The sequence below is a fragment of the Nonomuraea sp. NPDC003754 genome (assembly GCF_053605785.1).
This window is the reverse complement of sequence record NZ_JBSGJX010000028.1, coordinates 37,830-61,470: the sequence shown is the minus strand read 5'-3', so window position 1 is coordinate 61,470 and position 23,641 is coordinate 37,830. Positions and strand designations below refer to the sequence as shown.

The following is a 23,641-nucleotide window of genomic DNA, read 5'->3' as shown; positions in this document are numbered from 1 at the left end:
CCTCTCAGGTCTCCCCGCGCGGCGATCACTCCTCGTAGCCTGTTGACCAGGCACGATGTCGACCCGAGGAGCCCGAGAGATGACCAGCACGCCTTCACCCGCGCCCGCCGGAGGCGGCCTCCGCTCGGGACTGTGGTTGCCGCTTTTCGACGAGCTCGCCGACCCCCTCGTCGTCACCAGCCTGGCCGCCGAGGCCGAGGAGGCCGGATGGCACGGGGTGTTCGTGTGGGATCACCTGCGCTGGGGCGAGCCGGTCGAGGAGGTGGCGGATCCGTGGATCACACTGGCGGCGATCGCCATGGCCACCGAACGCGTGCGCATCGGCCCCATGGTGACCGCGCTCCCCCGCCGCCGGCCGGTGAAGGTGGTCAAGGAGACCGTGACGCTCGACCAGCTCAGCGGCGGGCGCCTGACCCTCGGCGTCGGCCTCGGCAGCGACCGGTTCGGCAGCGAGCTGTCCACGACCGGCGAGGAGCTGGACGACCGGGTCCGGGCCCGGATGCTCGACGAGTCTCTCGACGTGCTGGCCGCGGCGTGGTCCGGCGAGGCCGTACACCATCGGGGCGAGCACTACACGCTCGACGGGGTACGGCTGCTGCCCAGGCCCGTGCAGCGGCCGGGGATCCCGGTGTGGGGCGCGGCGCTGCCGGGTAAGCAGGGACCGTTGCGGCGCGCCGCCCGCCTCGACGGCTTCTTCCCGGTGGCGTTCGCCGGTCTCGACGAGTTCGCGGAGCTGGTGGCCGCCGTCATGCGGCTACGCGCGGCCGAGGGGAAGGATTTGGCGGGCTACGACGTCGCGGTGTCCCTGCCGCCCGGCACCGATCCCGCGCCCTACGCCGGAGTGGGGGCGACGTGGTGGATGGTGGAGTTCCCGTGGGGCGCGGTGTCCGTGGACACGGTGCGCGGCGTCCTGCGCGAGGGCCCGGCGCCGTCCTGACCGGAAGACGCCACGTCCCCTGCAAGTGGTACGAAAGGGACTGACAACCACGAAAGCCTACAAATGGTCATGAGTCGCCCAAAGGGGGCGCCATCTGGAGTGACCCATAATGATCAATCTCGAGCACGCCACCGAGGGAACGGAATGCCGGGGGCTGTCGCTGGCCCGCCTGGTCGCCGACGAGGTCCGGCGAGCGGGAAAGCACTTCCTGCCAGAACGCCTGCTCGTCGAGCTGAGTGACGTCCGCCGCCGGCGCGGCGCGCGGGAACCGCTTCTCGACGCGTTCCTCGACTGCGTCCTGGACAAGCACGAAGGGCGCTTCTGGAACCGCACTTACCTGGCGCTCCCCCTGCTCGAGCTGCTGCTGGACGAACGGCACGCCGGGCTGAGCCCGGCCAGGCTGGCCACCCTGCTCGTCTCCGACGTCGTCCGCTTCGAGATCGAAGCGGCGAACGGTTCCCCGCACGCGCCGGGCGTGGACCGGCCCGACCCGATGACGCTGCGCAAGCGGCTGCGGCACGCCATGCGGTTCGTGGCCGACGACCTCGACGGCGGGCCTTCCCTGCCCACGCGCACGACGGCCGGGTCCAGGCCGGAGGATCTGCTCGACCGCCTGCCGAGGCCGCCGGCGACCGGGGCCGCCCGGTGGTTCGACCTCACCGTCCAGCCGGTCTACGTCCTGCACGACGAGTACTTCTTCATCCGCGTGCTGCAGACCCACGAGATGATCTTCACCACGATCGTGTCGGACCTGCGCGCGGCGATCGCGGCGTTGCGCGACGGGCGGATGGACGCCTGCGTGGCGCGAGTGGATCACGCGGTCGCGGTGTTCGAGCGCGCGGCGTCGCTGTTCCGGATGGTCGCCACCATGCGGCCGGCGCACTTCCACGGGTTCCGCCGGTTCACCCAGGGCGCCAGCGCCATCCAGTCCGAGCAGTACAAGCGGTTCGAGATCCTGTGCGGCCCCCCGCCGGCCGCGCGGCTGGGGTCGGCGGCCTTCACGAGCGTGCCGGTCGTGCGGGCCGAGGCGGAAAGCGGCCAGGACAGCCTCGCCGGAGCGTGCCGCGAGCTGCGCGCCGAGGGGCGGTTCAGCCCGGCGGAGTGGACGGCGCTCGAGGCCGCGCTCGGCCGGCTGGAGGCCATCCATCAGCGCTGGAAGTCGACGCACCGCACGCTCGCGGTCCGCATGCTCGGCCAGGCGCGGGGCTCGGGCGACACGGCCGGCGTGCCGTACCTCGACCAGTGCGTGGGCAACCGCCTGTTCCGGCAGCTGGGCGCGGCCTCCTGAACCGGCCGCCGGGCCGTCTCGGCGCGCGGGCCACCCTCCCGCGGTGAGCCCCTACCGTGGAAGCATGCGCCTGACCGCTTTCACCGACATCTCGCTCCGCATCGTGATGCGGCTGGCCGTGGCGGACGAGGGCGAGCTGCCGACGACCCGCTCGGTCGCGGAGGCGCTCGCGGTGCCGTACACCCACGCCGCGAAGGCGGTCGCGCGTCTCGGCGAGCTGGGCCTCGTGGAGACCAGGAGGGGAAGAGGCGGCGGCCTGCGGCTCACCGAGGCGGGGCACCACGCGTCGGTCGGCCGGATCGTCCGCGAGCTGGAGGCCGCGGGCGACGTGGTGGGCTGCGAGGACGACCCGCCGTGCCCGCTGCGGGCCGCCTGCCGCCTGCGGGGGGCGCTGCGCCAGGCGCAGGAGGCGTTCTTCGCCGCGCTCGACCCCGTGACGGTCGACTCCCTGGTGACCGCCCCCACGGGACCGGTGTTGCTGTCGCTGTCCGTGCGCTGATCCGGGGCCGGGTGCGAGGGCACTCGGCGCGGTCCTTAATATGAATTTGAGATTCCAATTTGTTTCCCCTGGGATCTCGTCCCACCGTCGTTGCCAGGAGGCCCCATGCTGTCCCCGGAATCCGCCGGGATCATCCGCGCCACGCTCCCCGTCGTCGGCGCGTCGCTCGACGCCATCACCACGCGGTTCTACGGCACGATGTTCGCCGAGCGCCCCGAACTGCTCGACGGGATGTTCAACCGCGGCAACCAGGCCAACGGCGAGCAGCGCAAGGCCCTCGCCGGCTCCATCGCCGCGTTCGCCGCCGCGCTGGTCGAGCACCCCGACGAGCGGCCCGACCGGCTGCTGGCGCGCATCGCCCACAAGCACACCGCGGTCGGCGTCGCCTCCGAGCACTACATCATCGTGCACAAGTACCTGTTCGGCGCGATCGCCGAGGTGCTCGGCGAAGCGGTCACCCCCGAGGTCGCCGCGGCATGGGACGAGGTGTACTGGCTGATGGCCGGCGCGCTGATCGCCCTGGAGGCGCAGATCTACGCCGCGGCCGGCGCGCGCGACGCGAGCACCTGGCGCCGGTGGCACGTCGTCGAGCGCCGCGAGGAGACCCCTGACGTGGCCTCCTTCCTGCTGCGCCCCGTCGGCGACGACCCGGTGCCGCCCGGCCGTCCCGGCCAGTACGTCAGCGTCCGCACGCGCATGCCGGACGGCGTGCACCAGCTGCGCCAGTACTCCCTGTCGGGCGCGGGCCAGGACGGGCTGCGCCGGATCACGGTCAAGCGGGTGAGCGGCGGCGGCGCCCCGGACGGCGAGGTGTCCACCCTGCTGCACGCCACCGTCGGCGCCGGCGACGAGCTCACCCTGTCGGCGCCGTTCGGCGACGTGTGCCTGGAGGAGGGCGACGCCCCGCTCGTCCTGGTCTCGGCCGGCATCGGCTGCACCCCGATGGCCGCGATGCTGGAGCACCTCGCCGCCACCGGCTCCACCCGCCGGGTCCTGCTGCTGCACGCCGACCGGACCAGGAAGGACCACGCGCTGCGGGAGGACATGGAACGGCTCGCCGACGCGCTGCCCGGCGCCGAGCGGATCTTCTGGTACGAGGAGGCCGACGGCGACGCCCGCACCGGCCTGATGGACCTGACCGGCGTGGCGATCCCCGAGGGGGCCGTCACCTACATGTGCGGGCCGCTGCCGTTCATGCGCGACGTGCGCGCCCAGCTCGTCACGGCGGGCGTGGCACCCCGCGACATCCACTACGAGGTCTTCGGCCCCGACCTGTGGCTGGGCGCCGACGACTGACCGGCGCCGCGGCCGCCCCGCCGCGCCGGCCGTCGTGAGAGGATTGAGGTGCCATGCCGACGAACATCACCGTTGTACTGGATGATCGGCCGGGAGAGCTGGCCCGCCTGGGGGAGGTCACCGGCGAGTCCGGCGTGAACATCTGCGGCCTCGCGGCCTTCACCGGAGACGGCAAGGGCATCGTCCATGTGCTGGTCGACGACGAGGACGCCGACCGGTGCCGGCAGGCGCTCGAAGCGGCGGGGATGGGGATCGCGGACGAGCGGACCGTGCTGGTGGTGGACGTCGCGGACCGGCCGGGGACGCTCGGCGAGCTGACCCGGCAGCTCGCCGAGGCGAACGTCAACATCGACCTGGCCTACACCACCTTCGGCGGCGTGAAGCTCGTCGTCGCCACCGACGACCTCGAGAACGCGCGCGCGGCGCTCGAGTGGTCCGCGGACCGGCCCTGGGCCGCCGGCCGCGCGCCGGAGGTCCCGAGCATCTGGGATCAGCCGGAGTAGGCCGGCGGCCCTCAGCGGACGAAGTCGCGCGCGGGCCGTCCTGACCGTCAGGGTGTCTGCTGGCGGTTCAGCTCGGAGTGGCGGTAGCTGTAGGTGAAGTAGATGATCAGGCCGATCAGGAACCAGACCGCGAAGCGCAGCCAGGTCAGCGGGTCGAGGAACGTGATCAGCCACACCGAGAAGACGATGCCGACGGCCGGGGTCACCGGCATGCCGGGCGTGCGGAAGGTCCGCGGCAGGTCGGGCCGCCGGTACCGCAGGACGATGACGGCGATGCACACCACGACGAAGGCCAGCAGGATGCCGATGTTGGTCAGCTCGGCCGCCTCCCTGATCGGCAGGAATCCGGCGATGAGCGCGGAGACCGCCCCGACGATCCAGGTGATGCGGGTCGGCACCCGGCGCACCGGGTGGAGCTTGGCGAACCAGTGCGGCAGCAGCCCGTCACGGCTCATCGAGAACCACACGCGGGTGACGCCGAGCATGAAGGTGAACATCACGGTGAGGATGCCGATGATCGCGCCGACCGCGATGACACCGGCCAGCTTGGTCAGCCCGACGGAGGCGAACGCCGAGGCGAACCCGCTCTCCGGGTCGATCTCCTTGTAGTTCTGCATGCCGGTGAGCACCAGCGTGGCCAGGACGTACAGCACCATCGAGATGGCCAGCGAGTAGATGATCGCCTTGGGCATGTGGCGCTGGGCGTCCTTGGACTCCTCGGCGGCGGTGCTCATCGCGTCGTAGCCGAAGACGGCGAAGAACACCGTGGCCGCGCCGGTGATCGCGCCCGCCACGCCGTACGGGAAGAACGGGGTGTAGTTGGCGGGGTTGATGAAGAAGAAGCCGACCACGATCACCACCAGCACCACCACGACCTTCACGGCGACGACGGTGGTCTCGAACCGCGCGGCGGTCTTGATGCCCAGGTTGAGCAGGAACGCGATGAGCAGGCACAGGATCACCGCGAACAGGTCCACCGCTCGGCCCGGCCCGGTGCCCGGCGCGCCCAGCATCCATGCGGGCAGCTCGATGCCCAGAGCGCCGACGAGGAAGCCGAAGTAGCCCGAGATGCCGATCGCCACGACCGCGACGATGGCGGTGTACTCCAGCAGCAGGTCCCAGCCGATGAACCACCCGGTCAACTCGCCGAGGACGGCGTAGCCGTAGGTGTAGGCGGATCCGGCCTTCGGGATGAGCCCGGCGAACTCCGCGTAGGAGAACGCCGCGGCCGCGCTGGCGACACCGGCGATGAGGAAGGAGACGAGCACGGCGGGCCCGGCCGTCTGGTTGGCGACCGCGCCGGCCAGCGCGAAGATCCCCGCGCCGATGATGCCGCCGATGCCGATCGCGGTGAGCTGCCACAGGCCCAGCTCCCGTTTCAGTTCGCCTTCGTGCTCGCCGGCGATCTGCTCCACCGGCTTGCGCCGGAACACTCCCGAGCCGCCTCCGAACAGATGCTGATGCGACATCGTCTCGCCTCCCTCGTCACGATCGCTGTCATTTGTGAGGGGGAATGGTGCGAAGTATCTGCTGTGGAGGCGATGGGCCTGGGCCGGGGTGTCAGCGCAGCTCGATCGCCATGGGCTGGTGCGGGAGGCCGGCGTAGACCTCCACCTCACCGGCGCGGTGCCAGCCCAGATGCTCGAAGTAGCCGACGTTCCGCAGCTGGATGTGGGCGACCATGAGCAGGCCGCCGCGGCGCGCCGCGGCGGCGACGGCGTACCTCACCAGCGGGGCGCCGAGTCCGTGGGCGCGGTACTCGGCGAGGACGGCGAGGCGGTCGCCCTGCCAGAGCTCGCCGGTCCCGTCGAGGGGATAGAGACGGACCGCACCCGCGACCACCTGGTCGGCGTAGGCGACCACGTGGATGGTCAGCGGGTCGTCGTCGCGGGCGTCGCGGTCGGTGCCGGGGAACAGGCGCTGCTCGTCGACGAAGACGCGGTGCCGTACCGCGTGGTGGGCCGCGAGCTCCTCCGGCGTGGCGGCCGGGTGGCAGTCGGTGCCGAGCGTGCGCAGCATGACCGGCTCAGGCGGCGGGACGTGGGCCGATGCGGAGCAGGCGTTCCATCGAGCTCAGCCCTGAGCACGCCTGGCAGCGGGCGCAGCCCGCCCTGGAGGTGGCCGACGTCATGCCGCGCCTGGCCATGTAGGCGAGGACCTTGGCGTAGATCGGCCGCGTGTAGGACCGCGGCGGCGGCTGCCAGCCGGCCATGGGCGTGCCGACGACCGGGCGCAGCGGCACGATGAACGGGTAGACGCCGGCGTCGACGGCCCGCTTGCAGCCGTCGATCGTCAGCTGGGGGCTCTCCCCCATGCCGAGGATGACGTAGGTGGACACCTGTCCGGCGCCGAAGACGGCCACCGCCCGTTCCCACGCCCTGAAGTAGCCCTCGATCCCGGTGCGCGCCTTGGCCGGGGCGACGCGCGCCAGCACGGCGGGGTCGAAGGTCTCGATGTGGATGCCGACGGAGTCGACGCCCATCGCGCCCACCTCGTCGATCACGTCCAGGTCCGCCGGCGGCTCGAACTGCGCCTCGACGGGGAGTCCGCTAGCCTGCTTGACCGCCTGGCCGCAGCGCCCCACGTACAGGGCGCCGCGGTCGGGGCCGCGCGTGCTGCCGGTCGTCAGCGTGGCGTCGACGGCGCCGTCGAGGTCACGCGCCGCCACCGCGACCTCGGCGAGCTGCTCGGGGGTCTTGCGCGCGACGGTACGGCCGGACGACAGCGAGAGGCCGATGCCGCAGAACCTGCACTGGTCGTCGTTGCCCCAGTAGGCGCAGTGCTGCACGACGGTGCTCGCCACGGAGTCCAGGTGCAGGAGGGCGATCTGCCAGTACGGCACGCCGTCGGCGGTGCTCAGGTCGTAGAAGCGCGGACGGCGCTGGGCGGAGGCGTCGGCGAGCCGTACGCCGTCGCGGTAGATGCCGTACCCGTCGTCCTCGGCGCGCAGGACGTACGGGGAGTCCTTGGCGATGCCCTCGGTGGGCGCCGTGACGGGAAGCCCGTCCACCCAGAGCATCCCGCAGTCGGTGGGCCCTGCGCCGCCGGTGCGTCGCTCCATCTGCGCCTCGAGCCGCAGACCCCGGGCCTGGAGGTCGAGGATGAGCTCGCTGACATCGGTAGCCGTCACGACAGGCACCTCCCGTGCCGTACGACCGGATGCCCCGATTCTACCAAGATGGGATCGGCGTTAACTTTCCGATGCGAGCGCCTGCCGTACCTGGTCGATCGCGGCGAGCCAGGCGTCGCGCGAGGTGAACTCCTCCACGTGGACCGCCTCGCCGGTGACCTCCAGCCGGTAGGTGATGACGGGCACGGCGACCACCGAGCGGACCATGACGGTGCCGGTCGGGACGTGCACCTCCACCCACCGCGCCGAACCGCCGCGCCAGGCCGCGTCGTCGGGCTCCTCGAGAATCGCCCAGTCCAGGCCGGCGGCGCGGGCGCGCTCCACGGCCTGTGATCGGGAGGCGGTGAGCAACTCGCGGAACCGCTGGGACATCGCGGCCTCGATCACCAGCTGGGCGTCGAGCCCCTCCACGGAGACGCCCACCTCGTCGAGCCAGCCGCGCATCTCGCCCTCCGCGGCGGCCAGGGCCGCGTAGTCACCGGCCAGGGACAGGCGCCGGGCGAGCGCCCCCACCAGCTGCAACGCCCGCTGGTAGCGTTCGGCGTCGATCATCGCGAGCGGGAAGAGCCGGTCCTCGGCCGCGCGCAGCCGCCGGGCGAGCTCGGCGTACTCCGCGGGGATGGGACTGCTTGGCAAGAGCTTCACTCGTTCACTATCGTCAGTGTGACAAGTCGGATCCTAGACGGCATTCGGGTGATTCGCCAGGACGGCGAAGGGTGGACCCCGTGAACAGGACTGCGGTCGTCACGCTGGGCGGCGACGTCTCCACGCGCCGGGGACGGGCGGGGGCGGCGTGAAGCCGGCCGTGCGCGTGCTGCGCGACACCTACCTGGACTCGGTCCTGCAGCTCCTCGGCGCCCGGGCGATGCGCGGCGCCGACGGCGTGGAATGGGCGACGGCCGTGATGGCGACCGCGGCCAACCTCGACGCGCTGCGGCAGGAGGGGTTCGACCCGCCGGAGGCGTCGCCGTACGACCTGGTGCTCGCGGTGCGGGCCGGCGACCCGGAGGCCGCCTTCGCGGAAGGTGAGCGGGCGATGTTCGGCCCCCGCGAGAGCGGGCCGGCCGAGCAGCACCCGCGCTCGCTGGCGGAGGCGCTGGAGCGCCGGCCTGGCAGCACCGTGGCGGTCGTCTCCGTTCCCGGCGACTACGCCGCCCTGCACGCGCACAAGGCCCTCGGTCGCGGCCTGGACGTGCTGCTGTTCAGCGACAACGTCTCCGTCGCCGACGAGATCGCGCTGAAGGACCACGCGGTACGGCGGGGCCGCCTGCTCATGGGCCCCGGCGCCGGCACGGCCGTGATCGACGGCGTGGGGCTGGGGTTCGCCAACGTGGTGCGGCCCGGGCCGGTGGGGATCGTCGCGGCGGCGGGCACCGGGGCGCAGGAGGTCATGTGCCTGCTCGACCGCGCCGGTGTCGGCGTGTCGCAGGTCGTCGGCCTGGGCGGGCGCGACCTGACCGCCGAGGTGGGCGGGCGCATGGCGGCGCAGGCCGTCAAGAGGCTCGACGAGGACCCTTCGACGGAGCTGATCCTCCTGGTGTCCAAACCGCCCGACGAGCGGGTGATGCGGCGTGTGATGGCGGCCGCGCGCACGACGGCGATGGTCACGGCCCTGCTCGGGGTGGCGGGCGAGACGCTCGAAGGCGGCGTGGTCAGGGCGCTCGAGCTGCTGGGCAGGCCGGTGCCGTCCTTCGACCGGCGGCACGGCCCGACCGTGGACGTGGCCGCCTCCCGTCGGGCACCGGGGCGCACCACGGTGCGCGGGCTGTTCTCCGGCGGATCGCTCTGCTACGAGGCCATCGCGGTGCTGAGCGGCATCCTCGGCCCCATCTGGTCCAACACCCCGATCGACCCGGAATGCCGCCTGCCGGCGCCACCGGGTTCCCACGTCTGCCTGGACCTGGGCGAGGAGGAGTACACCAGGGGCCGGCCGCATCCGATGATCGATCCGGGGGCACGCGTCGAACTGCTCCACGAGAGCGGGCCCGACGTCGCCGTGGTGCTGCTCGACGTGGTGCTCGGCCATGGCGCGCATCCCGACCCGGCGGGGATCCTGGCACCGGAGCTGGCCCGCCTGGACGGCCCGCAGGTCGTCGCCCACGTCCTGGGCACCGCGCGCGATCCGCAGGGATACGACGAGCAGGTACGCGCGCTCGCCGAAGCCGGATGCGTCGTCACCGAGACCGCCGCGGGCGCGGCCCGCGCCGCGGCGGCGATCGCCCGCGGCGGGAGCGCCTCATGAGGCGTGTCGCGCTCCTCACCTACTCCACCAAGCCCCGCGGTGGGGTCGTCCACACCCTCGCGCTGGCCGAGGCGCTGGCGGACCTGGGGGTCGACGTGCACGTCTTCGCCCTGGGCAGCGAGGGCTTCTTCCGCCCGCTGAGGGTGCCGTTCACGCTGTTCCCTGTCACGGTCGCCGGCGACTCCCTGGAGGAGAAGGTCTTCGCCTCGGTGCAGGCCATGGTCTCGGGGCTGGCGAAGGTGGCCGGCGACTTCGACGTCCTGCACGCCCAGGACTGCATCACCGGCCGGGCCGCGCCGCAGGTGCACCAGCGGGTGGTGCGCACCGTGCACCACGTCGACGACTTCACCACGCCGGCCCTCGTCGACTGCCAGCGCCGGGCGATCCTGGAGCCGGACCACGTTCTGGTCGTCAGCGAGCACTGGCGCCGCGTGCTGCTCCAGGAGTTCGGGGTCCGCGCCCAGGTCGTGCGCAACGGCGTCGACCCTGCCAGGTTCCCGCCGGTCAGCGCGCGGCGGCGGGCCGGCCTGCGCGCCTCCGTCGGCGCGGCGGACCGGTTCCTGCTGCTGGCCGTCGGCGGCATCGAGCCGCGCAAGGGCAGCACGACGCTGTTCCGCGCGCTGGCCCTGCTGCGGGAGAAGCGGCCGGTGCTGGCGATCCTGGGCGGCCAGTCCTTCCGCGACTACGAGACCTACCGCCGCGACGCGCTGGCGCTGCTGGACGGCCTCGGCCTGGACGTGGTCCAGGTGGGGACGGTCTCCGAGGAACTGCTGGCGGCGTGGTACCGCAGCGCCGACGCCCTGGTGTACCCCTCGATCGAGGAGGGGTTCGGCCTGGTCCCGCTGGAGGCGCAGGCCTGCGGTCTGCCGGTCGTGGCCAGCGACCTGCCGGTGTTCCGCGAGTTCCTCACCGACGGCGTGGACGCCCTGCTGCCCGCCGTGGGCGACCCCGAGGCCCTCGCGGCGGCGCTGGAGCGGATCATGGCCGACGAGGCGCTGCGCGCCGTCCTGGTCGAAGGTGGCCGCCGGGTCGTGCCGCGTTTCACCTGGGCGGCCACCGCCGCCCGGCACGCCGAGATCTATCGGTCCATCGCGTGATCGTGGCCGGCGGGGCGGGCGGCGAGGAGCGCCGCCCGCTCGCGGACCTGCCCCTCGACCGCGAGCACCCGTTCCAGCGCCTCGAACCAGCAGACGTAGTACGGGGCCTGCGGCCGGGCCGCGATCCGCGCGATCAGCGCCTGGCGGAAGTCCTCCCAGGTGAAGGCGCCCGCCTCGCAGGCCGCCACGGCCAGGCCGAACGCCCGGCCCTCCCACGGCTCGGCGAACACCAGCTCGCCGTTCGAGCGCGGCGGCGCCGCCGGGCTGCCGACGTCCAGCCGGATGGGGAGCGTCATGGCGTCACCTGCGCCACGCCCACCATCGCGTCGCGCGTGACGAGCGGCACGAGCTGGTCCTCCGGGAGCCCTTCGGTCCCGGGCGGCCGGGCGGGGAGCACGAAGTAGCGCACCTCCGAGCTGCTGTCCCACACCCGGACCTCGACGTCCTCCGGCAGCCGCAGCCCCATCTCGGCCAGGACGGCTCGTGGCTCGCGGACCATCCTGGACCGGTAGGCGGGGTCCTTGTACCAGGAGGGCGGCAGCCCGAGCAGCGGCCAGGGATAGCAGGAGCACAGCGTGCAGACCACCACGTTGTGGACGGCGGGCGTGTTCTCCAGGACCACGATGTGCTCGCCCTGCGGCCCCTTGTAGCCGAGCTCGGCGACGGCGGCGGTTCCGTCGGCCAGCAGCCGCTCCTTGTATCCGGGATCCGTCCACGCCCTGGCCACCACGTGCGCGCCGTTCAGCGGCCCGACGTCCCTCTCGTACATCGCGATGTACTTGTCCATGACCGCGGAATCGACCAGGCCGCGCTCGACCAGCAGCTGTTCCAGCGCCTCGACGCGCAGCTCGATCGGCACCCGTTCGTCCGTCATGGCGCCTCCTCCAGGTAGTCCTCGTAGAGGTCGACGTTGAGCGCGGACGGCTCGGCGTCCGCGTCGAACAGCTCGGCCGAGGTGAAGCGCACCGTGTACACCCACTGCGGGTTCTCGCCCTGGAAGTGGGCGTTGGTGTCGGGCAGGACCTGCGCGGGCTGGACGATCACCACGGTGCCCGTGTGCCCCATCACGTACCGCGGCAGCCGCGTGTGCCCCGGCGGGTCGAAGGCCCTGGCCCGTACGGCGGCGCCCACCGCGAACCGGGGCGCCGACGACACCTCCCGCAGGGAGCCCGCGGCGGTAGGGGCGTAGTCCGGCCTGGTCGGCTCCGGCGGACCCGGCTCCTCGGCCGTGCCCCCCGACAGGTTGGCGGCCCGCGCCTCCACGGTCCCCGGCGCGATGATCGAGCTGTCGAGGAGCAGGTTCTCCGCGCCGTGCAGCCACCGGCCGTAGTAGCCGTCGTCCAGGTAGTCCGGCCGGTCGAGCCGGTTCATCGCGTGCCGGAAGGCGTCGAGGTTCGTCCCCGACAGCCGCATCGACAGCAGGGCCAGCGCGAAGGCCCTGGCCTGCCAGGGCTCGGCGAAGACCGGCTCGTCCGGGGTGGGGACGGGCGCCCGTCCCCAGCCCTCGGTGCCCCCCATGTCGTGGATCCCGGTGGCCTTGCTGATGCCGGTGGCCTTGTTCATCGTCGCCTCCCAGCCGCCCCGCCGGGTGGGGGCTCGCCCGCACCCCGGCAGCGGGCGGGTGCTAGACCGTCCAGGTGTTCAGCTGGAACGCGCCTTCCTTCCACGCGGTGAGCGCGGCGTCGAGCACGTCGAGCGGGTTGAACGGCGTCACGCCGGGGATCAGGTCGTCCTCGCGGAAGCCGTACAGGGCGCCCATCGCGAACCGGCAGGCGTAGATCGTGGCGCCTTCCTTGATGAGGGTCTTGATCTGGTTGTTGATCGCGAGGTGCCCGGGGAAGGCTTCCTGGCCGACGCCGGGGTAACCCCGCGTGCCCGACGCCAGCAGCACGCCCGGGCCGTACAGGATGATGCGCACGTCGAAGCCCTTGCGTACCAGGCGCGTCGAGGTGAGCAGGTTGACCAGGGCCACCGAACCCTCGTACGGGACGGTGTGGATGAAGACGTAGGCCTTCTGCCCCGCCTCGGCCCTGACGTCGGTGAACACCTTCTCTTCGGTGTCGTACAGGGTCTCGCCTTCGGCTGGCAGCTCGGTGGTGACGGTCTTCGGCATGGTGACCTCCTTGACTAGACGGCCTTGACTAGACGGCGGGGCCGGCCGGCGTCGTCGGCCCGGGCCAGTGGCGGCGGTGGCTGCCGGGCATGGCGGCCAGCACCCTGCGGCGGACCGGCCACGGCGTGAGCCGGTAGACCGGGACGAAGATCCTGCGCCAGAAGAAGGGGCCGCGGGCCGGCGGCGGGGCGGTGCCGTGGGCGCGCGCCACCCGTGCCTGCGCGTCCCTGAGGAGGCACTGCTGGGCGTTCTCGCGCAGCCATCGGCTGATCACGTCGCCACCCCGGCTTGCGCGGCCGTCACGATGGGCTCGTTGAGCGCGCCGATCGGCGGTGAGTAGACGTTCTCCATCGACGCCAGGTCGCGCAGGGTGATGCCCTTCCTGACGGCCAGCGCCAGGAAGTCGGCCCGCTCCTTGATCCCCTCGCCGCCGACCATCTGCGCGCCGATCAGGCGCAGCGTCCGCGGCTCGGCCAGGAGCTTGACCGTGACCGGCCGGACGCCGGGGAAGTAGCGCGCCCGCGAGATGCCGGTCGCCTTGCCGACCACGTGCGGGACGCCCAGCGCGGTGGCCGTCACCTCGCCCAGCGCGGCCCCGCCGATCATCCACGTGCCCGCGACCATCCCCCACGGCACGTAGACCGGCTGGTAGGCGCGGTCCCCGCCCGCGGCGTTGGTGCCGGCCACCTTGCCCTGGGCGTAGGCGTGGCTGCCGGTCAGGCCCTGCAGGGGCAGCCCGCCCAGCCCGTGCGGGATCTCGCAGACGTCGCCCGCGGCCCAGACGTCCGGCGCCGACGTGCGCATGTGGTCGTCGACGACCAGCCCTCCCGTCATGCCCGTCCTGAGCCCGGCGGCCACGGCCAGCGCGGTGTTGGCCACCTTGTGCGTGGCCACCACGACCAGTTCGGCGGGCAGTTCGCCGTCGCTGGTCGCCACGGCTCTGACGTGCCCCTCGCGGTCGCCGGCGAAGCCGCGGAGCGTGGTGTTCCAGTGCATCGTCACGCCCATGTCGGCCCAGGACTCCTGCACGGGGGCGACGATGTCGGGATCGCACAGCTCGCCGAGCGCCCACGGGTGCGGGTCGACGACGTGCGTGTCGATGCCGCGGTGGGCCAGGGCGGTCACCATCTCCAGGCCGAGCGGGGAGGCTTCGACGACGACCGCGTGCCGTACGCTGTCGAGGATCTTGTCCCACTCCATGGCCCTGCGGATGTTCTTGACGTAGTACAGGCCGCTGAGATCCTCGCCTGGCACGCCGGGGGGTTCGTAGTCGAAGCCGGTGGCGATGACCAGCGCGTCGTAGCCGACCTCGACCGGGCCCGCGTCCGGGCCCTCGACCTGGACGGTCCGGGCCGCCGGGTCGAAGCCCAGCACCGTCGTCTCGTACCTGACGTCGATGCCCGCGTCGACGTAGGCCTGCTTCTCGGCCAGGAACAGCGACGCGAAGTCGGGGATCTCCCTGCCGTGCACGTACGGGATGCCGCACGGGCTGTATCCCACGTCCTCGAACGCGGTGTAGACGATCACTTCCGCCGCCGGCGCAGCGGCCTTCGCCGCCCCCGCCGCACCGATGCCGGCGGCGCCCCCGCCTATGACAACCGTCCTCCGTGCCATGGACTCGACTCCCGCCCGTACGGCACAATGTTCGTACATTATAGAGGACTTCACGTTGACTATCCTGCATGGCGCTTCGTGATGGCAATGACGAGGGGATTTCATGACCGAGGGTCACCAGGTCGACGAGATCGTCAGCCAGATCGGCCCCAAACTGCGCGCGCTCCGTACGGCGCAGCGCCAATCCCTGCAACAGCTGGCCGCCGTCAGCGACGTGTCCGCCGCCGCCATCCACAAGATCGAGCGCAACGGGATGGTTCCGACGATCACCACGCTGCTCAAGCTCGGAGCGGCGCTCGGCGTCCCCGTCCGGTACTTCGTGGAGGAGGACGAGCAGCCGTCGGAGCCGGTGCACTACACCCCGCGCGATCGGCGCCCCACCGTCTACACGCCGCACGAGGGCCTGGCGCTGGCCGGGATCACCGGCTCCTACCGGCAGTTCCAGACGGCGGCGGCCATGGCGACGGTCACGCCCGGCGCCTCCAGCGGCGCCAAGCTCATGCAGCATCCGGGCGAGGAGCTGGTCCACGTCACCGAGGGCACGCTGACCTTCCGCGTGGGCGATCACACCTTCCCGCTGTCCGAGGGTGACTCCCTGCACTTCTCCGGCGAGGTGCCGCACCGCTGGGCCAACGACGGCGACCAGCCGGCCAGGGCGATCTGGATCGCGCTGCGCAACGGCTAGCCGGCCGTGGTGTGGCGGACGGTGATCCGCGGCGGTACGCGCAGCGTGTTGGTGACGTAGCAGACCCGCTGCGCGGCCTCGACGAAGCGCTCGGCCTGCTCGTCGGTGAGAGAGGAGACGACGTCGATCGCGATGTCGCTGTAGCGGGTCCCCTCGTAGGTCCCGGTGACGCTGACGTCGAGCGCGGCCGGCTCCTCGCCAACCTTCCTGGCGCTGTGCACCAGCGCCAGCGCGAAGCACGACGCGACGGCCGCCAGCAGGTAGTCGGTGGGCTGCGGGCCGGTGTCGGTGCCGCCCGCGCTCTCCGGCTCGTCGACCAGCAGCCGGAAGGAGCCGGCGGTGACGTCGACCCGGTAGCCGCCCCGCCACCGGGCCTCGACCGTGCGCGTGCTCATCGCGCCTCCGCCAGCGCCAGCAGCGCCGCCCGGAACGCCGCCGCGGGCGCCGTCGCCACGCCCGCGCCGATCTGGCCGGACCCGTCGCGGGCGTGCAGGATGCCGGTGTTGACGCGTGGCGTGATCCCGGTCTCGACCACCTCGCGAACGTCCACGCCCAGGGGCGTGCCGCGGAAGTCCGTCACGGGCAGCTTGAACCTGGTGCTCTCGGCCACGCAGATCCGGCGCATGTCGCCGGTGACGCGGGCGGCGTCGGCCATCGAGCCGCCGAGGAAGGCCGCCACCGCGGGCGCGCCCGCCGTCGCCGCGCCGCCGAGCCCCACCAGTTCGAGCACCGCGCTGTCGCCGATGTCGGGCGCGCCGTCCCGCGGCCCGTACCCGGCGTGGAACAGCGCGGCCTCGACCGGCGGGCTGCCGGCGACGAACCATCGCCGGTCCCCCGCCAGCTTCACGCCGTACGTCGTGCCGTTGCGCGCCATCGTCGTGACGACGCTGGACCCCTCGACGCGCTCGGCCGACAGCGTCAGCGCCTTCGCGCCGCCCATCGCCAGCGTGAGGAAGAACAGGTGGTTGGCCGACAGGTACGCGGCCAGCGGCACCGCGTCGTCGAGCGCGGCGATCTGCGGCAGCATCGAGCGCAGCAGCAGGTTGGTCGACGCCTGCACGCGCATGTGCACGTCGTCGCCCATCTGCACGCCCTGGGCGGCGATCGCGAACACGTCGATCGGCCCCATCCGCGCCACGATCTCCCTGAGCAGCGGACCGGCCACCGTACGGAGGAAGACGAGCCGCTCGACGGCCGCGGCCGACTCCCTGCCGAGCCAGGCCGTGTCGCCCGGCCCCTGACCCAGGGGGGCGAAGGCGCGCGTGCCGCCCGCGGGATCGTCCACCACCCAGACCGGCATGCTCGGCCCGAGCGCCGTCGCCAGCGGCACCACGGTGTCGTGCTCGTTGGCCGAGGCCGGCTCGACCTGCCCACCGGCCAGCAGCCGCTCGGCTCCGGCCAGGTCGGCGGCCCAGCCCTCCGCCACGACCGCGGCCCGCATCGACCGCCGCAGCGGATCGCACACCGCCTCCCAGGCGATCGGCGGCCCGGCGTGCAGGATCATGCGGTCGCCCATCCCGGGCACGACCTGCCCCGCCGGGCGGACGTCTACCGCGTAGGGAACCTCCCTGTCGAGCCTGCGCGCCACCTCGGCGTTCGCGCTGTCCAGATCGGCGGCGTACAGGCCGGTCAACGCCCGCACCAGCACCGGATCGCCGCCCGCCGGCGGCCCGGCGTCGACGTGGACCACCGTCGCGCCCTGCGCCGCCACCGCGTCGGCGAACACCCGCAGCCCCAGGTTGACGACCTCCATCGTGGCCACCTCCTCAGCGTCCGGCCAGGCGCGCGGCGCGGGCCAGGACCGCCTCCTCCGCCGCGCGGAGCGCCGCGCGGCGGGCCCCCGCCTCCTGGGACAGCTCGGCGGCCCGGTCGCGAACCCCTTCGATCATCGGCATCATGGCCGGCGGCGCGGCTCCGCCCAGAGCGGTGCGCGAGGCGACCAGCGCCTCGGGCGTGAGCCGCACCCGCAGCTCCGCGTCGTCGAGCGGCCAGGGACGACCCACGACCTCCCCGGCCGCGCGCGCGATCGCCGCGGCGTCCAGCGCCCCGCTCTGCCGTACGGCGTGCCGGACGACCCGGTGGGCGGTGCGGTAGTCGGCGCCGAAGCACCGCATGAGCAGTTCCGCCAGGTCGGTGGCCTGAGTGAACCCGAGGTCCAGGGCCTCGCGCATGCGTGCGGTGTCGGCCTCGAGCGTGCGGATCACTCCCGTGGTGAGGCGGGTGGCCCGGTGGGCGACGTCGAGGGCGCGCGGCAGCTCGCCGTACAGGTAGATGAGGTTGTCGCTGCGGGCCGACGGCGTCTTGACGACGGCGGTCAGGCCGGTCAGGCGGCCGAGCATGACGCCCGCCGTGCCGCGGATGACCGTGAGGGCGTACGGGTTGCGCTTCTGCGGCATGACGACGCTCGGCCGGCCGTACTCCTCGGCGAGCTCGACGAAGCCGAACTCGGCGCTGGCGAAGATCTCCAGGTCTTCGGCCAGCTTGTCCTGGGTGAGGAGAAGGCTGGTGGCCGCGGCCATGACGTGCGTGAACGGGTCGGTCTGCCACATGGCGTCGCGGGTGTGCGTGATCGCGCGGTCGAAACCGAGCGCCCGGGCGGTCGCGTCACGGTCGTCGAGGATGCTCGAGCCGTTGGCCGCCCCCGACCCGGCCGGGCCGGCGTTGACGTGGCCGAACTCGGCGAGCAGGCGGGCGGCGTCGCGCAGCGCGGGGTCGGCGAAGGAGAGCAGGTAGTGCCCGAACGTGGTCGGCTGGGCCTGCTGGAGGTAGGTGTAGTCGGGCATCAGGGTGGACAGGTGCCGTTCCGCCTGGCCGGCGAGGGTGGCGGCCAGGTCGGCGGCGGCGGTGACCAGTTCGAGGACCTGCCCGCGCACCCGGATGCGGAAGGCGGTGCGCACGGCCTCGCGCCGGGTCCGCCCGGCCCGCAGCCACCCCGCGTCGTCGCCGATCCGCTCGGTGAGGTGCCGTTCGCGGGAGATGTACGGCTCGCCCCTGCGGGGGTCGTAGCCGACGGCCTCGGCGGGCATCGTGGCCAGGTCGAGGAGCGCGCCCAGCAGCGGGCCGCGGACCCGCTCCGGCAGGATGCCCCGGTCGGCGAGCTCGACGCCGTGGGCCAGGTCGGCGAGACCCAGCGCGGCGTGCAGCCAGGGGGCGTCGGCCGCCTCCCAGGCATGGCCCGCCGCCACCAGTTCCTCCGCGGGCCCGCCGGTCATGTCGCCGCCCTCCCCAGCAGGTCGAGCGCGGCGGGAAGGCCACCGGTGTGCCAGAGCACGACGGGGGCGTGCGTGTCGGGCCGCAGCCGCGCCACGGCGGCCAGCGCCTTCGTGCCGTACTTGGCGTCGAACAGCACGCCGTCGGCGCGCAGGGCGGCCAGCATGATGGGCCCGTCCCGATCGCCCGCCGCCCCGGTGGCGTCGATCAGCTTCCAGTTCGTGACCGCTTCGTGGCCCATGCGGGCGACCAGGCCGAGGATCTCGTCCCGGATCCGGGGCAGCGGCCGGCTGACCGACACGCCGTAGACACGCCATCCGGCGCCGATGGCGGCCCTTCCGGCCAGCAACCCGGCGATCGACGCCCCCGATCCCACCGGCAGCACGACGGCCGCCTCGTCGAAGGGCAGCTGCGCGGCCAGTTCCTCGGCGGCACTGGCGAAGCCGAGCGCGCCGACCGGCGTGGCACCGCCGCGGGGGACGGCGTACGGGGCGCGCCCGTGCTCGCGCAGGTGCGCGGCGCGCTCCTCGATCAGCGTGTCGAGCGCGTCCCGGTCGGCGCCGGTGTAGTGCACCGTCGCCCCGGCGCACCGTGCCATCCGCACGGTGGCGGTCGGCTGCTCCCCTGCCGTCCCGGCGACCAGCACCTCGCAGTCCAGGCCGCAGACCGACGCCGCCAGCGCCGCCCCCGCGACGAAGTTGGACGCCGGCGACCCGCCTGTGACCAGCACGTCCGCCCCGCGTTCCAGGGCGTCGCCGAGCAGATACTCCAGGGCGCGCGCCTTGGCGCCGGCCAGCCCGAACCCGCACAGGTCGTCCCGCTTGAGGTACATGCCGGCCAGCCGCTGGAGCGGCGTCGGCAGCAGGGCCAGGGGCCGGCGCGGAGGGCTCATCGCGGCGCCTCCGGCGTGCCCCGGGCGACCACCGCGTCGACCATGGCCGCCGCGGTGGCGAGTTCCGGGCGCGCGGTCCAGCGAGCGAGGTCGGCCGGGTCGGCCACGCCGCTGGAGGCCAGCGCCGTCACCAGGTCGGCGTCCGCGCGCAGCGCCTCGTGCAGCAGGTCCTGGGCCCGGTGCTTGCCCAGCCGCCGCGACAGCTCGGCCAGGACGCGTTCCGACGCCCAGCCCGTCCTTGCGAGGTTGTCCGCCATGCGCCCGGCGTCGACGACGAGACCGTCGACGAGGTCGGCGGCCAGGGCGGCGGCCGTGCCCGCCGCGAGCGCGACGTCGGGCAGCGCCGCCCATTCCGCCTTCCAGGCGCGCCCGTCCCGCTCGTGGCCGCCGGCCATCCCTTCGACCAGGACGCTCGCCGCCGCCCTGGCGAGCCTGGCCAGGGTGTCGAGATGCTCGCTGGTCTCGGGGTTGCGCTTGTGCGGCATGGTGATGCTGCCGACGGTGGCCTCCGCCGTACGCTCCGACAGCTCCGCGATCTCGGCTCGCTGCAGCTCGTAGACCTCGTTCCCGATGCGGGCGAGCGTGGCCGCGACCATGCTCAGCACCGTCCCGAACTCCGCGACGCGGTCGCGCGCCGAGGTCCACGAGACGAGCGGATCGCGCAGCCCGAGCCTGGCGCAGAACCGCTCGCGCAGTTCCTGGCCGTGCGGTTCGAAGAAGCCCAGCACGCCGACCGCCCCGGCCAGCTGGCCCACCGACCACCGCCCCGCTCCCTCGGAGAGCCGGACGATGTGGCGTGCCACCTCGTCCGCCCAGGTCGCCGCCTTGAACCCGAAGGTGATCGGGGCGCCGGGCTGGCCGTGCGTGCGTCCGCTCATGACGGTGTCGCGGTGCCTGGCCGCCAGCCGCAGCAGCGACCCGTGCGTCCTGACCAGGTCGTCCTGGACGAGCCTGCCGACATCCCGCATCACCAGCCCGAACCAGGTGTCGGTGAGGTCCTGGACGGTGGCTCCGTAGTAGACGTACTCCCGCGCGGGCTCGGGCAGCAGCCGCTGCAGCCCGCGGATGAGTCCCAGTGTGGAGTGCGAGGTCCGCCGGGTCTCGGCGGCGACGAACGCCAGGTCGAGGCGCTCCGCCCGGGCGTGTTCGGCGATCTGCCCGGCCGCCTGCGCCGGGATCAGGCCGAGCTCGGCCTGCGCGGCGGCCAGCGCCGCCAGGATGTCCAGCCAGGTCTGCAGCCGCTGGTCGAAGACGGCCCGGAGCCGCGGCGTGCTCCACAGGTGGGCGTACTCCGGCGATTCGGTCAGACGGGTTGCCATGACGGCTCCCACCCCCGCGCCACGTGCTCCAGCGCCGCGCGCACCTGACCGAGCGTGGCGCCCCAGGGCACGACGACCAGCCCGTCCGACCGCTCGATCCGGTCCTCGAGCAGGCAGCACTTGGCCAGCGCCGGGACGCCGGGGTCGCCGGCGCGCGCCCTGGGACAGATGTCGACCGTGGCCGCCGCGGGCTCGCCGTAGAACCACTGGTGGATCTCGCGCGACCTGGCGCAGCCGAGCAGGGTCCACTTCGCGAGGTCGGGCCGCCGGTCCAGGTACGCGGTCGGCGTGCCGGCGACCGTCACGCCGGACCCGCCGCACGGCAGCAGGTACCGCTCGGCCGGGGCCCGCGCCGCGAGCTCCTCGAAGGCGACCGTGTCGGCCACCGGCACGATCGGCGGCAGGTCCTCCGCCACCTCGAGCAGGCGCCGCACCTGGTCGAGCAGCTTGGGCGGCTCCGGCGGAACGATCTCCCGTACGGCCAGCCGCAACGGGACGGGGTTCACGATGAAGCTGACGTGCGCGTACCTGCCCTCGACCACCACGGCCCGCGCGCCCGGTGCCCGCGCCAGCGCGACCCGCGCCAGCGTGGACGGCACCGCCGTATCGGCCTCCGGAGCCACGACGTAGGCGCACTCCTCCGGCGCCGCGAGCACCTCGACCCTCGTGACGGGCGAGAAGAGGGGTTCGTCCGACTCCTTCTCGACCCGCAGCAGCGCCGTGCCGCCCCGGGCGTCGCGGACCACCAGGAAGCGCGTGCGCCGGTATGCCTCCCGGCCGAGGAAGAACCGCTCGTCCAGCCTGTCGACCTGGGCCACGGAGACGCCCCGGTAGGCGCTCGGGACCATGTTGGGGGTCCCGTCGGACGTCGCGTGGGGGCTCCCGTCGGTCGTCTCGTGGGGCGTCATGGCAGGCGTCACGGCGGGTGTCAGGTGACGGAGAGCGCGGCGGTGTCCGCCCGCAGCCCCCGCCGCAGGGTGGCCAGCGGGAGCACGTCGTCGGGCGCGATGTTGGCGAGGTTGACCCCGGGGCCGAACCGGTTGATCAGCCACGCCTGCTGCGCCATGCGGGGCGCCTCGAACATCACCCGCTCGACACCGGCGGCGCCGACCGCGGCCTCGACGATGTCCTGCCGGGGACGGCCCGAGCCGTCGTAGATGCCGACCGTGCCGCTCTCCCGGCCCTCGGTGATCACCCACGTGGCACCGGCGGCCAGGTCCTCGGCGATCTCCTCCTGCCATTCGGCGGCCGACGCGGCGGCCCCGGCGTCCTTGCGGCCCGTCTCGGCGAACACGGTGAAGGCCTGGCAGGCGGTCTTGATGAGCTCGCGCTTGTCGTCCAGGCTCATCTCGACGACCCCGCGGGAGACCTCCACGGCGTCGAGCCCGGCACGCTCGGCCCAGGCCAGGCACTCCTCCGCCCTGCCCTGGGCCCAGGCGATCTCGAGCAGGGTGCCGCCGAGGCAGCTGACGACCCGGTGCTCGCGCAGCAGCCGCAGCTTCCGGTCGAGGCCGCGATCGAGGTAGGCGATGCCCCAGCCGAACTTCCAGACGTCGACGTGCTCGCCGGTGAACTCCAGCAGACCGGCAACGGCATCGGGGGCCAGGCCCCTGTCCAGGACGTGGGTACGGCCCGCCACGGTGGGTAGCTCGAGAAAACCAGGTCCCACGTTGTCTATGTTACGATTTGCGTTTACTTTCCGACAAGAGGCGGCCCGTTCCGGCAAGAGGTGGCCCGTCATGGCCGAGCTCGACGACGTCATCGCGGCAGTGGCGACAAGCCCGGCCATCCACGCCAAACGTGCGATCGGGCTGGTGTCCGAGGTGCTGGGCGCCTCCGGCTGGGTGGACGGGCCCGGCGACGACGGCGCCGCCGTCGACGTGAACGGCCGCACGGTCATCGCCTGCGGCGAGGCGCTGTGGCCGCCGTTCGTCCGCGCCGACCCCCACGGCGCGGGTGTGGCGGCCGTGCTGACCAACGTCAACGACGTGGCCGCGATGGGCGGGCTGCCCCTGGGGATCGTGGACACGATCGTCGCGGACGAGACCACCGCGCGCACGGCCCTGGAGGGCATGCGCTACGCCGCGCGCCTGTACGACGTCCCGATCGTCGGCGGCCATCTCACGATCTCCGCCGAGGCCGCCCCGTCGATCTCCGCCTTCGCCGTCGGCTCCGCGGACGCCCTGCTCTCCGCCACGCGCGTCCGGGCCGGCCAGGACCTGGTCGTGGCCGCCTGCACCGAGGGTGTGGTGCGGGAGGACTTCCCGTTCTTCCCCTCCTTCGACGAGCGCGGCCAGGAACTCGCCGGCGACGTCCGGCTCCTGGCCGGCATCGCGCGCGAGGGCCTGGCAGCGGCGGCCAAGGACATCAGCATGGCCGGGCTGGTCGGCTCCCTCGCGATGCTCCTCGAATGGGGCGGGTTCGGCGCGGACGTGAGCCTGGAGGCGCTCCCCGCGCCCCGCGGCGTGCCGCTGGCGTGGTGGTGCACGTGCTTTCCCTGCTACGGCTTCCTGCTGACCTGCGAGCCCGGCCGGACCGACGCCTGCGTGCGCGCCTTCACCTCCCGCGGCCTGTCCGCCGCCAGGGTCGGCGCCGTCGACGCGACGGGCGTGATCAGCCTCACGGCGGGCGGGCGCCGCCTCCCGGCCTTCGACCTGAACAAGGATCGCGTGACCGGCCTCCGGACGGCCTCCCCCGAACCGGGCCGGGACCCCAGAACACCCTCCGCCGAACCGGGCTGACCTCAGGACGAACTTCCCCGAACCGGGCCGGGATCCCAGGACGCCGTCCCCCGAACCGGGCTGACCACAGGACGA

26 protein-coding genes are annotated in these 23,641 nt (G+C 73.3%); 9 read left to right on the top strand and 17 right to left on the bottom strand.

Features of this window, described 5'->3' with window-relative positions:
* The first annotated feature begins 79 nt into the window (after positions 1–79).
* The 5 genes from ACWEVS_RS29970 (at position 80) to ACWEVS_RS29950 (ending at position 4,523) form a co-directional block, all read left to right on the top strand.
* A complete protein-coding gene (locus ACWEVS_RS29970; RefSeq protein WP_452554216.1) occupies positions 80–937 on the top strand; it encodes an LLM class flavin-dependent oxidoreductase in 858 nt (285 codons plus the stop codon).
* Positions 938–1,046: 109 nt separating this feature from the next.
* The gene (locus ACWEVS_RS29965) at positions 1,047–2,225 is read left to right on the top strand and encodes a tryptophan 2,3-dioxygenase family protein (protein ID WP_452554215.1); all 1,179 of its coding nucleotides are present in this window, start codon (positions 1,047–1,049) and stop codon (positions 2,223–2,225) included.
* A gap of 64 nt (positions 2,226–2,289) precedes the next feature.
* Positions 2,290–2,724 (top strand): RrF2 family transcriptional regulator, encoded by a 435-nt coding sequence (locus ACWEVS_RS29960; protein ID WP_452554214.1) that lies wholly within the window; start codon positions 2,290–2,292, stop codon positions 2,722–2,724.
* Positions 2,725–2,829: 105 nt separating this feature from the next.
* Entirely contained in the window at positions 2,830–4,020 is a 1,191-nt protein-coding gene (locus ACWEVS_RS29955) for a globin domain-containing protein (RefSeq protein ID WP_449923718.1), read from the top strand.
* A gap of 53 nt (positions 4,021–4,073) precedes the next feature.
* Positions 4,074–4,523 (top strand): ACT domain-containing protein, encoded by a 450-nt coding sequence (locus ACWEVS_RS29950; RefSeq protein ID WP_354917660.1) that lies wholly within the window; start codon positions 4,074–4,076, stop codon positions 4,521–4,523.
* 47 nt (positions 4,524–4,570) lie between these two features.
* On the opposite strand, the gene ACWEVS_RS29945 is transcribed toward ACWEVS_RS29950, so the two are convergent.
* The 4 genes from ACWEVS_RS29945 to ACWEVS_RS29930 form a co-directional block, all read right to left on the bottom strand.
* On the bottom strand, positions 4,571–5,992 hold the full coding sequence (locus ACWEVS_RS29945) for an amino acid permease (protein ID WP_449923721.1): 1,422 nt from the start codon (positions 5,990–5,992) through the stop codon (positions 4,571–4,573).
* A 91-nt stretch (positions 5,993–6,083) separates the two neighbouring features.
* Positions 6,084–6,542, bottom strand: coding sequence for an MSMEG_0567/Sll0786 family nitrogen starvation N-acetyltransferase (locus ACWEVS_RS29940; protein ID WP_452416199.1), 459 nt, complete (start codon positions 6,540–6,542; stop codon positions 6,084–6,086).
* Positions 6,543–6,549: 7 nt separating this feature from the next.
* On the bottom strand, positions 6,550–7,653 hold the full coding sequence (locus ACWEVS_RS29935) for an MSMEG_0568 family radical SAM protein (RefSeq protein ID WP_449923726.1): 1,104 nt from the start codon (positions 7,651–7,653) through the stop codon (positions 6,550–6,552).
* Positions 7,654–7,713: 60 nt separating this feature from the next.
* Positions 7,714–8,298 (bottom strand): hypothetical protein, encoded by a 585-nt coding sequence (locus ACWEVS_RS29930; RefSeq protein WP_452554213.1) that lies wholly within the window; start codon positions 8,296–8,298, stop codon positions 7,714–7,716.
* Positions 8,299–8,446: 148 nt separating this feature from the next.
* Here ACWEVS_RS29930 and ACWEVS_RS29925 point away from each other — a divergent pair, with 148 nt between their 5' ends.
* Together ACWEVS_RS29925 and ACWEVS_RS29920 are read left to right on the top strand one after the other, a co-directional pair.
* Positions 8,447–9,895: an FdrA family protein gene (locus tag ACWEVS_RS29925; protein ID WP_452554212.1), complete on the top strand. Its 1,449-nt coding sequence runs from the start codon at positions 8,447–8,449 to the stop codon at positions 9,893–9,895.
* Complete coding sequence (locus ACWEVS_RS29920) at positions 9,892–10,992, top strand: MSMEG_0565 family glycosyltransferase (protein ID WP_452416206.1); 1,101 nt, start codon at positions 9,892–9,894, stop codon at positions 10,990–10,992. The genes ACWEVS_RS29925 and ACWEVS_RS29920 overlap by 4 nt, the downstream gene beginning before the upstream one ends.
* Here ACWEVS_RS29920 and ACWEVS_RS29915 read toward each other — a convergent pair.
* From ACWEVS_RS29915 to ACWEVS_RS29890, 6 genes are all read right to left on the bottom strand, one after another.
* Positions 10,974–11,288, bottom strand: coding sequence for a nitrile hydratase accessory protein (locus ACWEVS_RS29915; protein ID WP_452554211.1), 315 nt, complete (start codon positions 11,286–11,288; stop codon positions 10,974–10,976). The genes ACWEVS_RS29920 and ACWEVS_RS29915 overlap by 19 nt on opposite strands.
* Positions 11,285–11,866, bottom strand: a complete 582-nt coding sequence (gene nthA / locus ACWEVS_RS29910; protein WP_452554210.1) for a nitrile hydratase subunit alpha — start codon at positions 11,864–11,866, stop codon at positions 11,285–11,287. The genes ACWEVS_RS29915 and nthA overlap by 4 nt, the downstream gene beginning before the upstream one ends.
* Complete coding sequence (nthB, locus tag ACWEVS_RS29905; RefSeq protein ID WP_452554209.1) at positions 11,863–12,555, bottom strand: nitrile hydratase subunit beta; 693 nt, start codon at positions 12,553–12,555, stop codon at positions 11,863–11,865. The genes nthA and nthB overlap by 4 nt, the downstream gene beginning before the upstream one ends.
* 61 nt (positions 12,556–12,616) lie before the next feature.
* Entirely contained in the window at positions 12,617–13,105 is a 489-nt protein-coding gene (locus ACWEVS_RS29900) for an MSMEG_0572/Sll0783 family nitrogen starvation response protein (protein ID WP_449923745.1), read from the bottom strand.
* Positions 13,106–13,133: 28 nt separating this feature from the next.
* Positions 13,134–13,379 (bottom strand): hypothetical protein, encoded by a 246-nt coding sequence (locus ACWEVS_RS29895; RefSeq protein WP_452554208.1) that lies wholly within the window; start codon positions 13,377–13,379, stop codon positions 13,134–13,136.
* Positions 13,376–14,719: an FAD-dependent oxidoreductase gene (locus tag ACWEVS_RS29890; RefSeq protein WP_452554207.1), complete on the bottom strand. Its 1,344-nt coding sequence runs from the start codon at positions 14,717–14,719 to the stop codon at positions 13,376–13,378. The genes ACWEVS_RS29895 and ACWEVS_RS29890 overlap by 4 nt, the downstream gene beginning before the upstream one ends.
* 103 nt (positions 14,720–14,822) lie before the next feature.
* Between ACWEVS_RS29890 and ACWEVS_RS29885 the strand changes: the two genes are divergently transcribed.
* Positions 14,823–15,404 carry a cupin domain-containing protein gene (locus tag ACWEVS_RS29885; protein ID WP_449923750.1) on the top strand — a complete coding sequence of 194 codons (582 nt, stop codon included), beginning with the start codon at positions 14,823–14,825 and terminating at the stop codon, positions 15,402–15,404.
* On the opposite strand, the gene ACWEVS_RS29880 is transcribed toward ACWEVS_RS29885, so the two are convergent.
* From ACWEVS_RS29880 to ACWEVS_RS29850, 7 genes are read right to left on the bottom strand one after another with little or no spacing between them, the layout of a single operon-like run.
* Positions 15,401–15,799, bottom strand: coding sequence for an OsmC family protein (locus ACWEVS_RS29880; RefSeq protein WP_452554206.1), 399 nt, complete (start codon positions 15,797–15,799; stop codon positions 15,401–15,403). The genes ACWEVS_RS29885 and ACWEVS_RS29880 overlap by 4 nt on opposite strands.
* Positions 15,796–17,157, bottom strand: a complete 1,362-nt coding sequence (locus ACWEVS_RS29875; protein WP_449923755.1) for an oxamate carbamoyltransferase subunit AllG family protein — start codon at positions 17,155–17,157, stop codon at positions 15,796–15,798. The genes ACWEVS_RS29880 and ACWEVS_RS29875 overlap by 4 nt, the downstream gene beginning before the upstream one ends.
* Positions 17,158–17,170: 13 nt before the next feature.
* On the bottom strand, positions 17,171–18,616 hold the full coding sequence (locus tag ACWEVS_RS29870; RefSeq protein ID WP_452554205.1) for an argininosuccinate lyase: 1,446 nt from the start codon (positions 18,614–18,616) through the stop codon (positions 17,171–17,173).
* The gene (locus ACWEVS_RS29865) at positions 18,613–19,506 is read right to left on the bottom strand and encodes a 1-aminocyclopropane-1-carboxylate deaminase/D-cysteine desulfhydrase (protein WP_452554204.1); all 894 of its coding nucleotides are present in this window, start codon (positions 19,504–19,506) and stop codon (positions 18,613–18,615) included. Before ACWEVS_RS29865 ends, ACWEVS_RS29870 begins: the two co-directional genes overlap by 4 nt.
* Positions 19,503–20,825: a lyase family protein gene (locus ACWEVS_RS29860; RefSeq protein ID WP_452554203.1), complete on the bottom strand. Its 1,323-nt coding sequence runs from the start codon at positions 20,823–20,825 to the stop codon at positions 19,503–19,505. The genes ACWEVS_RS29865 and ACWEVS_RS29860 overlap by 4 nt, the downstream gene beginning before the upstream one ends.
* A complete protein-coding gene (locus ACWEVS_RS29855; protein ID WP_452554202.1) occupies positions 20,810–21,733 on the bottom strand; it encodes a DUF7714 family protein in 924 nt (307 codons plus the stop codon). The genes ACWEVS_RS29860 and ACWEVS_RS29855 overlap by 16 nt, the downstream gene beginning before the upstream one ends.
* 20 nt (positions 21,734–21,753) lie before the next feature.
* Positions 21,754–22,494 (bottom strand): phosphosulfolactate synthase, encoded by a 741-nt coding sequence (locus ACWEVS_RS29850; protein WP_449923769.1) that lies wholly within the window; start codon positions 22,492–22,494, stop codon positions 21,754–21,756.
* A 70-nt stretch (positions 22,495–22,564) separates the two neighbouring features.
* On the opposite strand from ACWEVS_RS29850, the gene ACWEVS_RS29845 reads away from it, so the two are divergent.
* Positions 22,565–23,566: an AIR synthase related protein gene (locus tag ACWEVS_RS29845; protein ID WP_452554201.1), complete on the top strand. Its 1,002-nt coding sequence runs from the start codon at positions 22,565–22,567 to the stop codon at positions 23,564–23,566.
* Positions 23,567–23,641 lie beyond the last annotated feature (75 nt).

Excerpts from the sequence above, each read along its gene's own strand:
- ACWEVS_RS29970 (WP_452554216.1), top strand. The coding sequence starts at position 80 with ATGACCAGCACGCCTTCACCCGCGCCCGCCGGAGGCGGCCTCCGCTCG.
- ACWEVS_RS29965 (WP_452554215.1), top strand. The coding sequence starts at position 1,047 with ATGATCAATCTCGAGCACGCCACCGAGGGAACGGAATGCCGGGGGCTG.
- ACWEVS_RS29960 (WP_452554214.1), top strand. The coding sequence starts at position 2,290 with ATGCGCCTGACCGCTTTCACCGACATCTCGCTCCGCATCGTGATGCGG.
- ACWEVS_RS29955 (WP_449923718.1), top strand. The coding sequence starts at position 2,830 with ATGCTGTCCCCGGAATCCGCCGGGATCATCCGCGCCACGCTCCCCGTC.
- ACWEVS_RS29950 (WP_354917660.1), top strand. The coding sequence starts at position 4,074 with ATGCCGACGAACATCACCGTTGTACTGGATGATCGGCCGGGAGAGCTG.
- ACWEVS_RS29945 (WP_449923721.1), bottom strand. The coding sequence starts at position 5,992 with ATGTCGCATCAGCATCTGTTCGGAGGCGGCTCGGGAGTGTTCCGGCGC.
- ACWEVS_RS29940 (WP_452416199.1), bottom strand. The coding sequence starts at position 6,542 with ATGCTGCGCACGCTCGGCACCGACTGCCACCCGGCCGCCACGCCGGAG.
- ACWEVS_RS29920 (WP_452416206.1), top strand. The coding sequence starts at position 9,892 with ATGAGGCGTGTCGCGCTCCTCACCTACTCCACCAAGCCCCGCGGTGGG.
- ACWEVS_RS29915 (WP_452554211.1), bottom strand. The coding sequence starts at position 11,288 with ATGACGCTCCCCATCCGGCTGGACGTCGGCAGCCCGGCGGCGCCGCCG.
- nthA (WP_452554210.1), bottom strand. The coding sequence starts at position 11,866 with ATGACGGACGAACGGGTGCCGATCGAGCTGCGCGTCGAGGCGCTGGAA.
- nthB (WP_452554209.1), bottom strand. The coding sequence starts at position 12,555 with ATGAACAAGGCCACCGGCATCAGCAAGGCCACCGGGATCCACGACATG.
- ACWEVS_RS29900 (WP_449923745.1), bottom strand. The coding sequence starts at position 13,105 with ATGCCGAAGACCGTCACCACCGAGCTGCCAGCCGAAGGCGAGACCCTG.
- ACWEVS_RS29890 (WP_452554207.1), bottom strand. The coding sequence starts at position 14,719 with ATGGCACGGAGGACGGTTGTCATAGGCGGGGGCGCCGCCGGCATCGGT.
- ACWEVS_RS29885 (WP_449923750.1), top strand. The coding sequence starts at position 14,823 with ATGACCGAGGGTCACCAGGTCGACGAGATCGTCAGCCAGATCGGCCCC.
- ACWEVS_RS29880 (WP_452554206.1), bottom strand. The coding sequence starts at position 15,799 with ATGAGCACGCGCACGGTCGAGGCCCGGTGGCGGGGCGGCTACCGGGTC.
- ACWEVS_RS29875 (WP_449923755.1), bottom strand. The coding sequence starts at position 17,157 with ATGGAGGTCGTCAACCTGGGGCTGCGGGTGTTCGCCGACGCGGTGGCG.
- ACWEVS_RS29870 (WP_452554205.1), bottom strand. The coding sequence starts at position 18,616 with ATGACCGGCGGGCCCGCGGAGGAACTGGTGGCGGCGGGCCATGCCTGG.
- ACWEVS_RS29865 (WP_452554204.1), bottom strand. The coding sequence starts at position 19,506 with ATGAGCCCTCCGCGCCGGCCCCTGGCCCTGCTGCCGACGCCGCTCCAG.
- ACWEVS_RS29860 (WP_452554203.1), bottom strand. The coding sequence starts at position 20,825 with ATGGCAACCCGTCTGACCGAATCGCCGGAGTACGCCCACCTGTGGAGC.
- ACWEVS_RS29855 (WP_452554202.1), bottom strand. The coding sequence starts at position 21,733 with ATGACGCCCCACGAGACGACCGACGGGAGCCCCCACGCGACGTCCGAC.
- ACWEVS_RS29845 (WP_452554201.1), top strand. The coding sequence starts at position 22,565 with ATGGCCGAGCTCGACGACGTCATCGCGGCAGTGGCGACAAGCCCGGCC.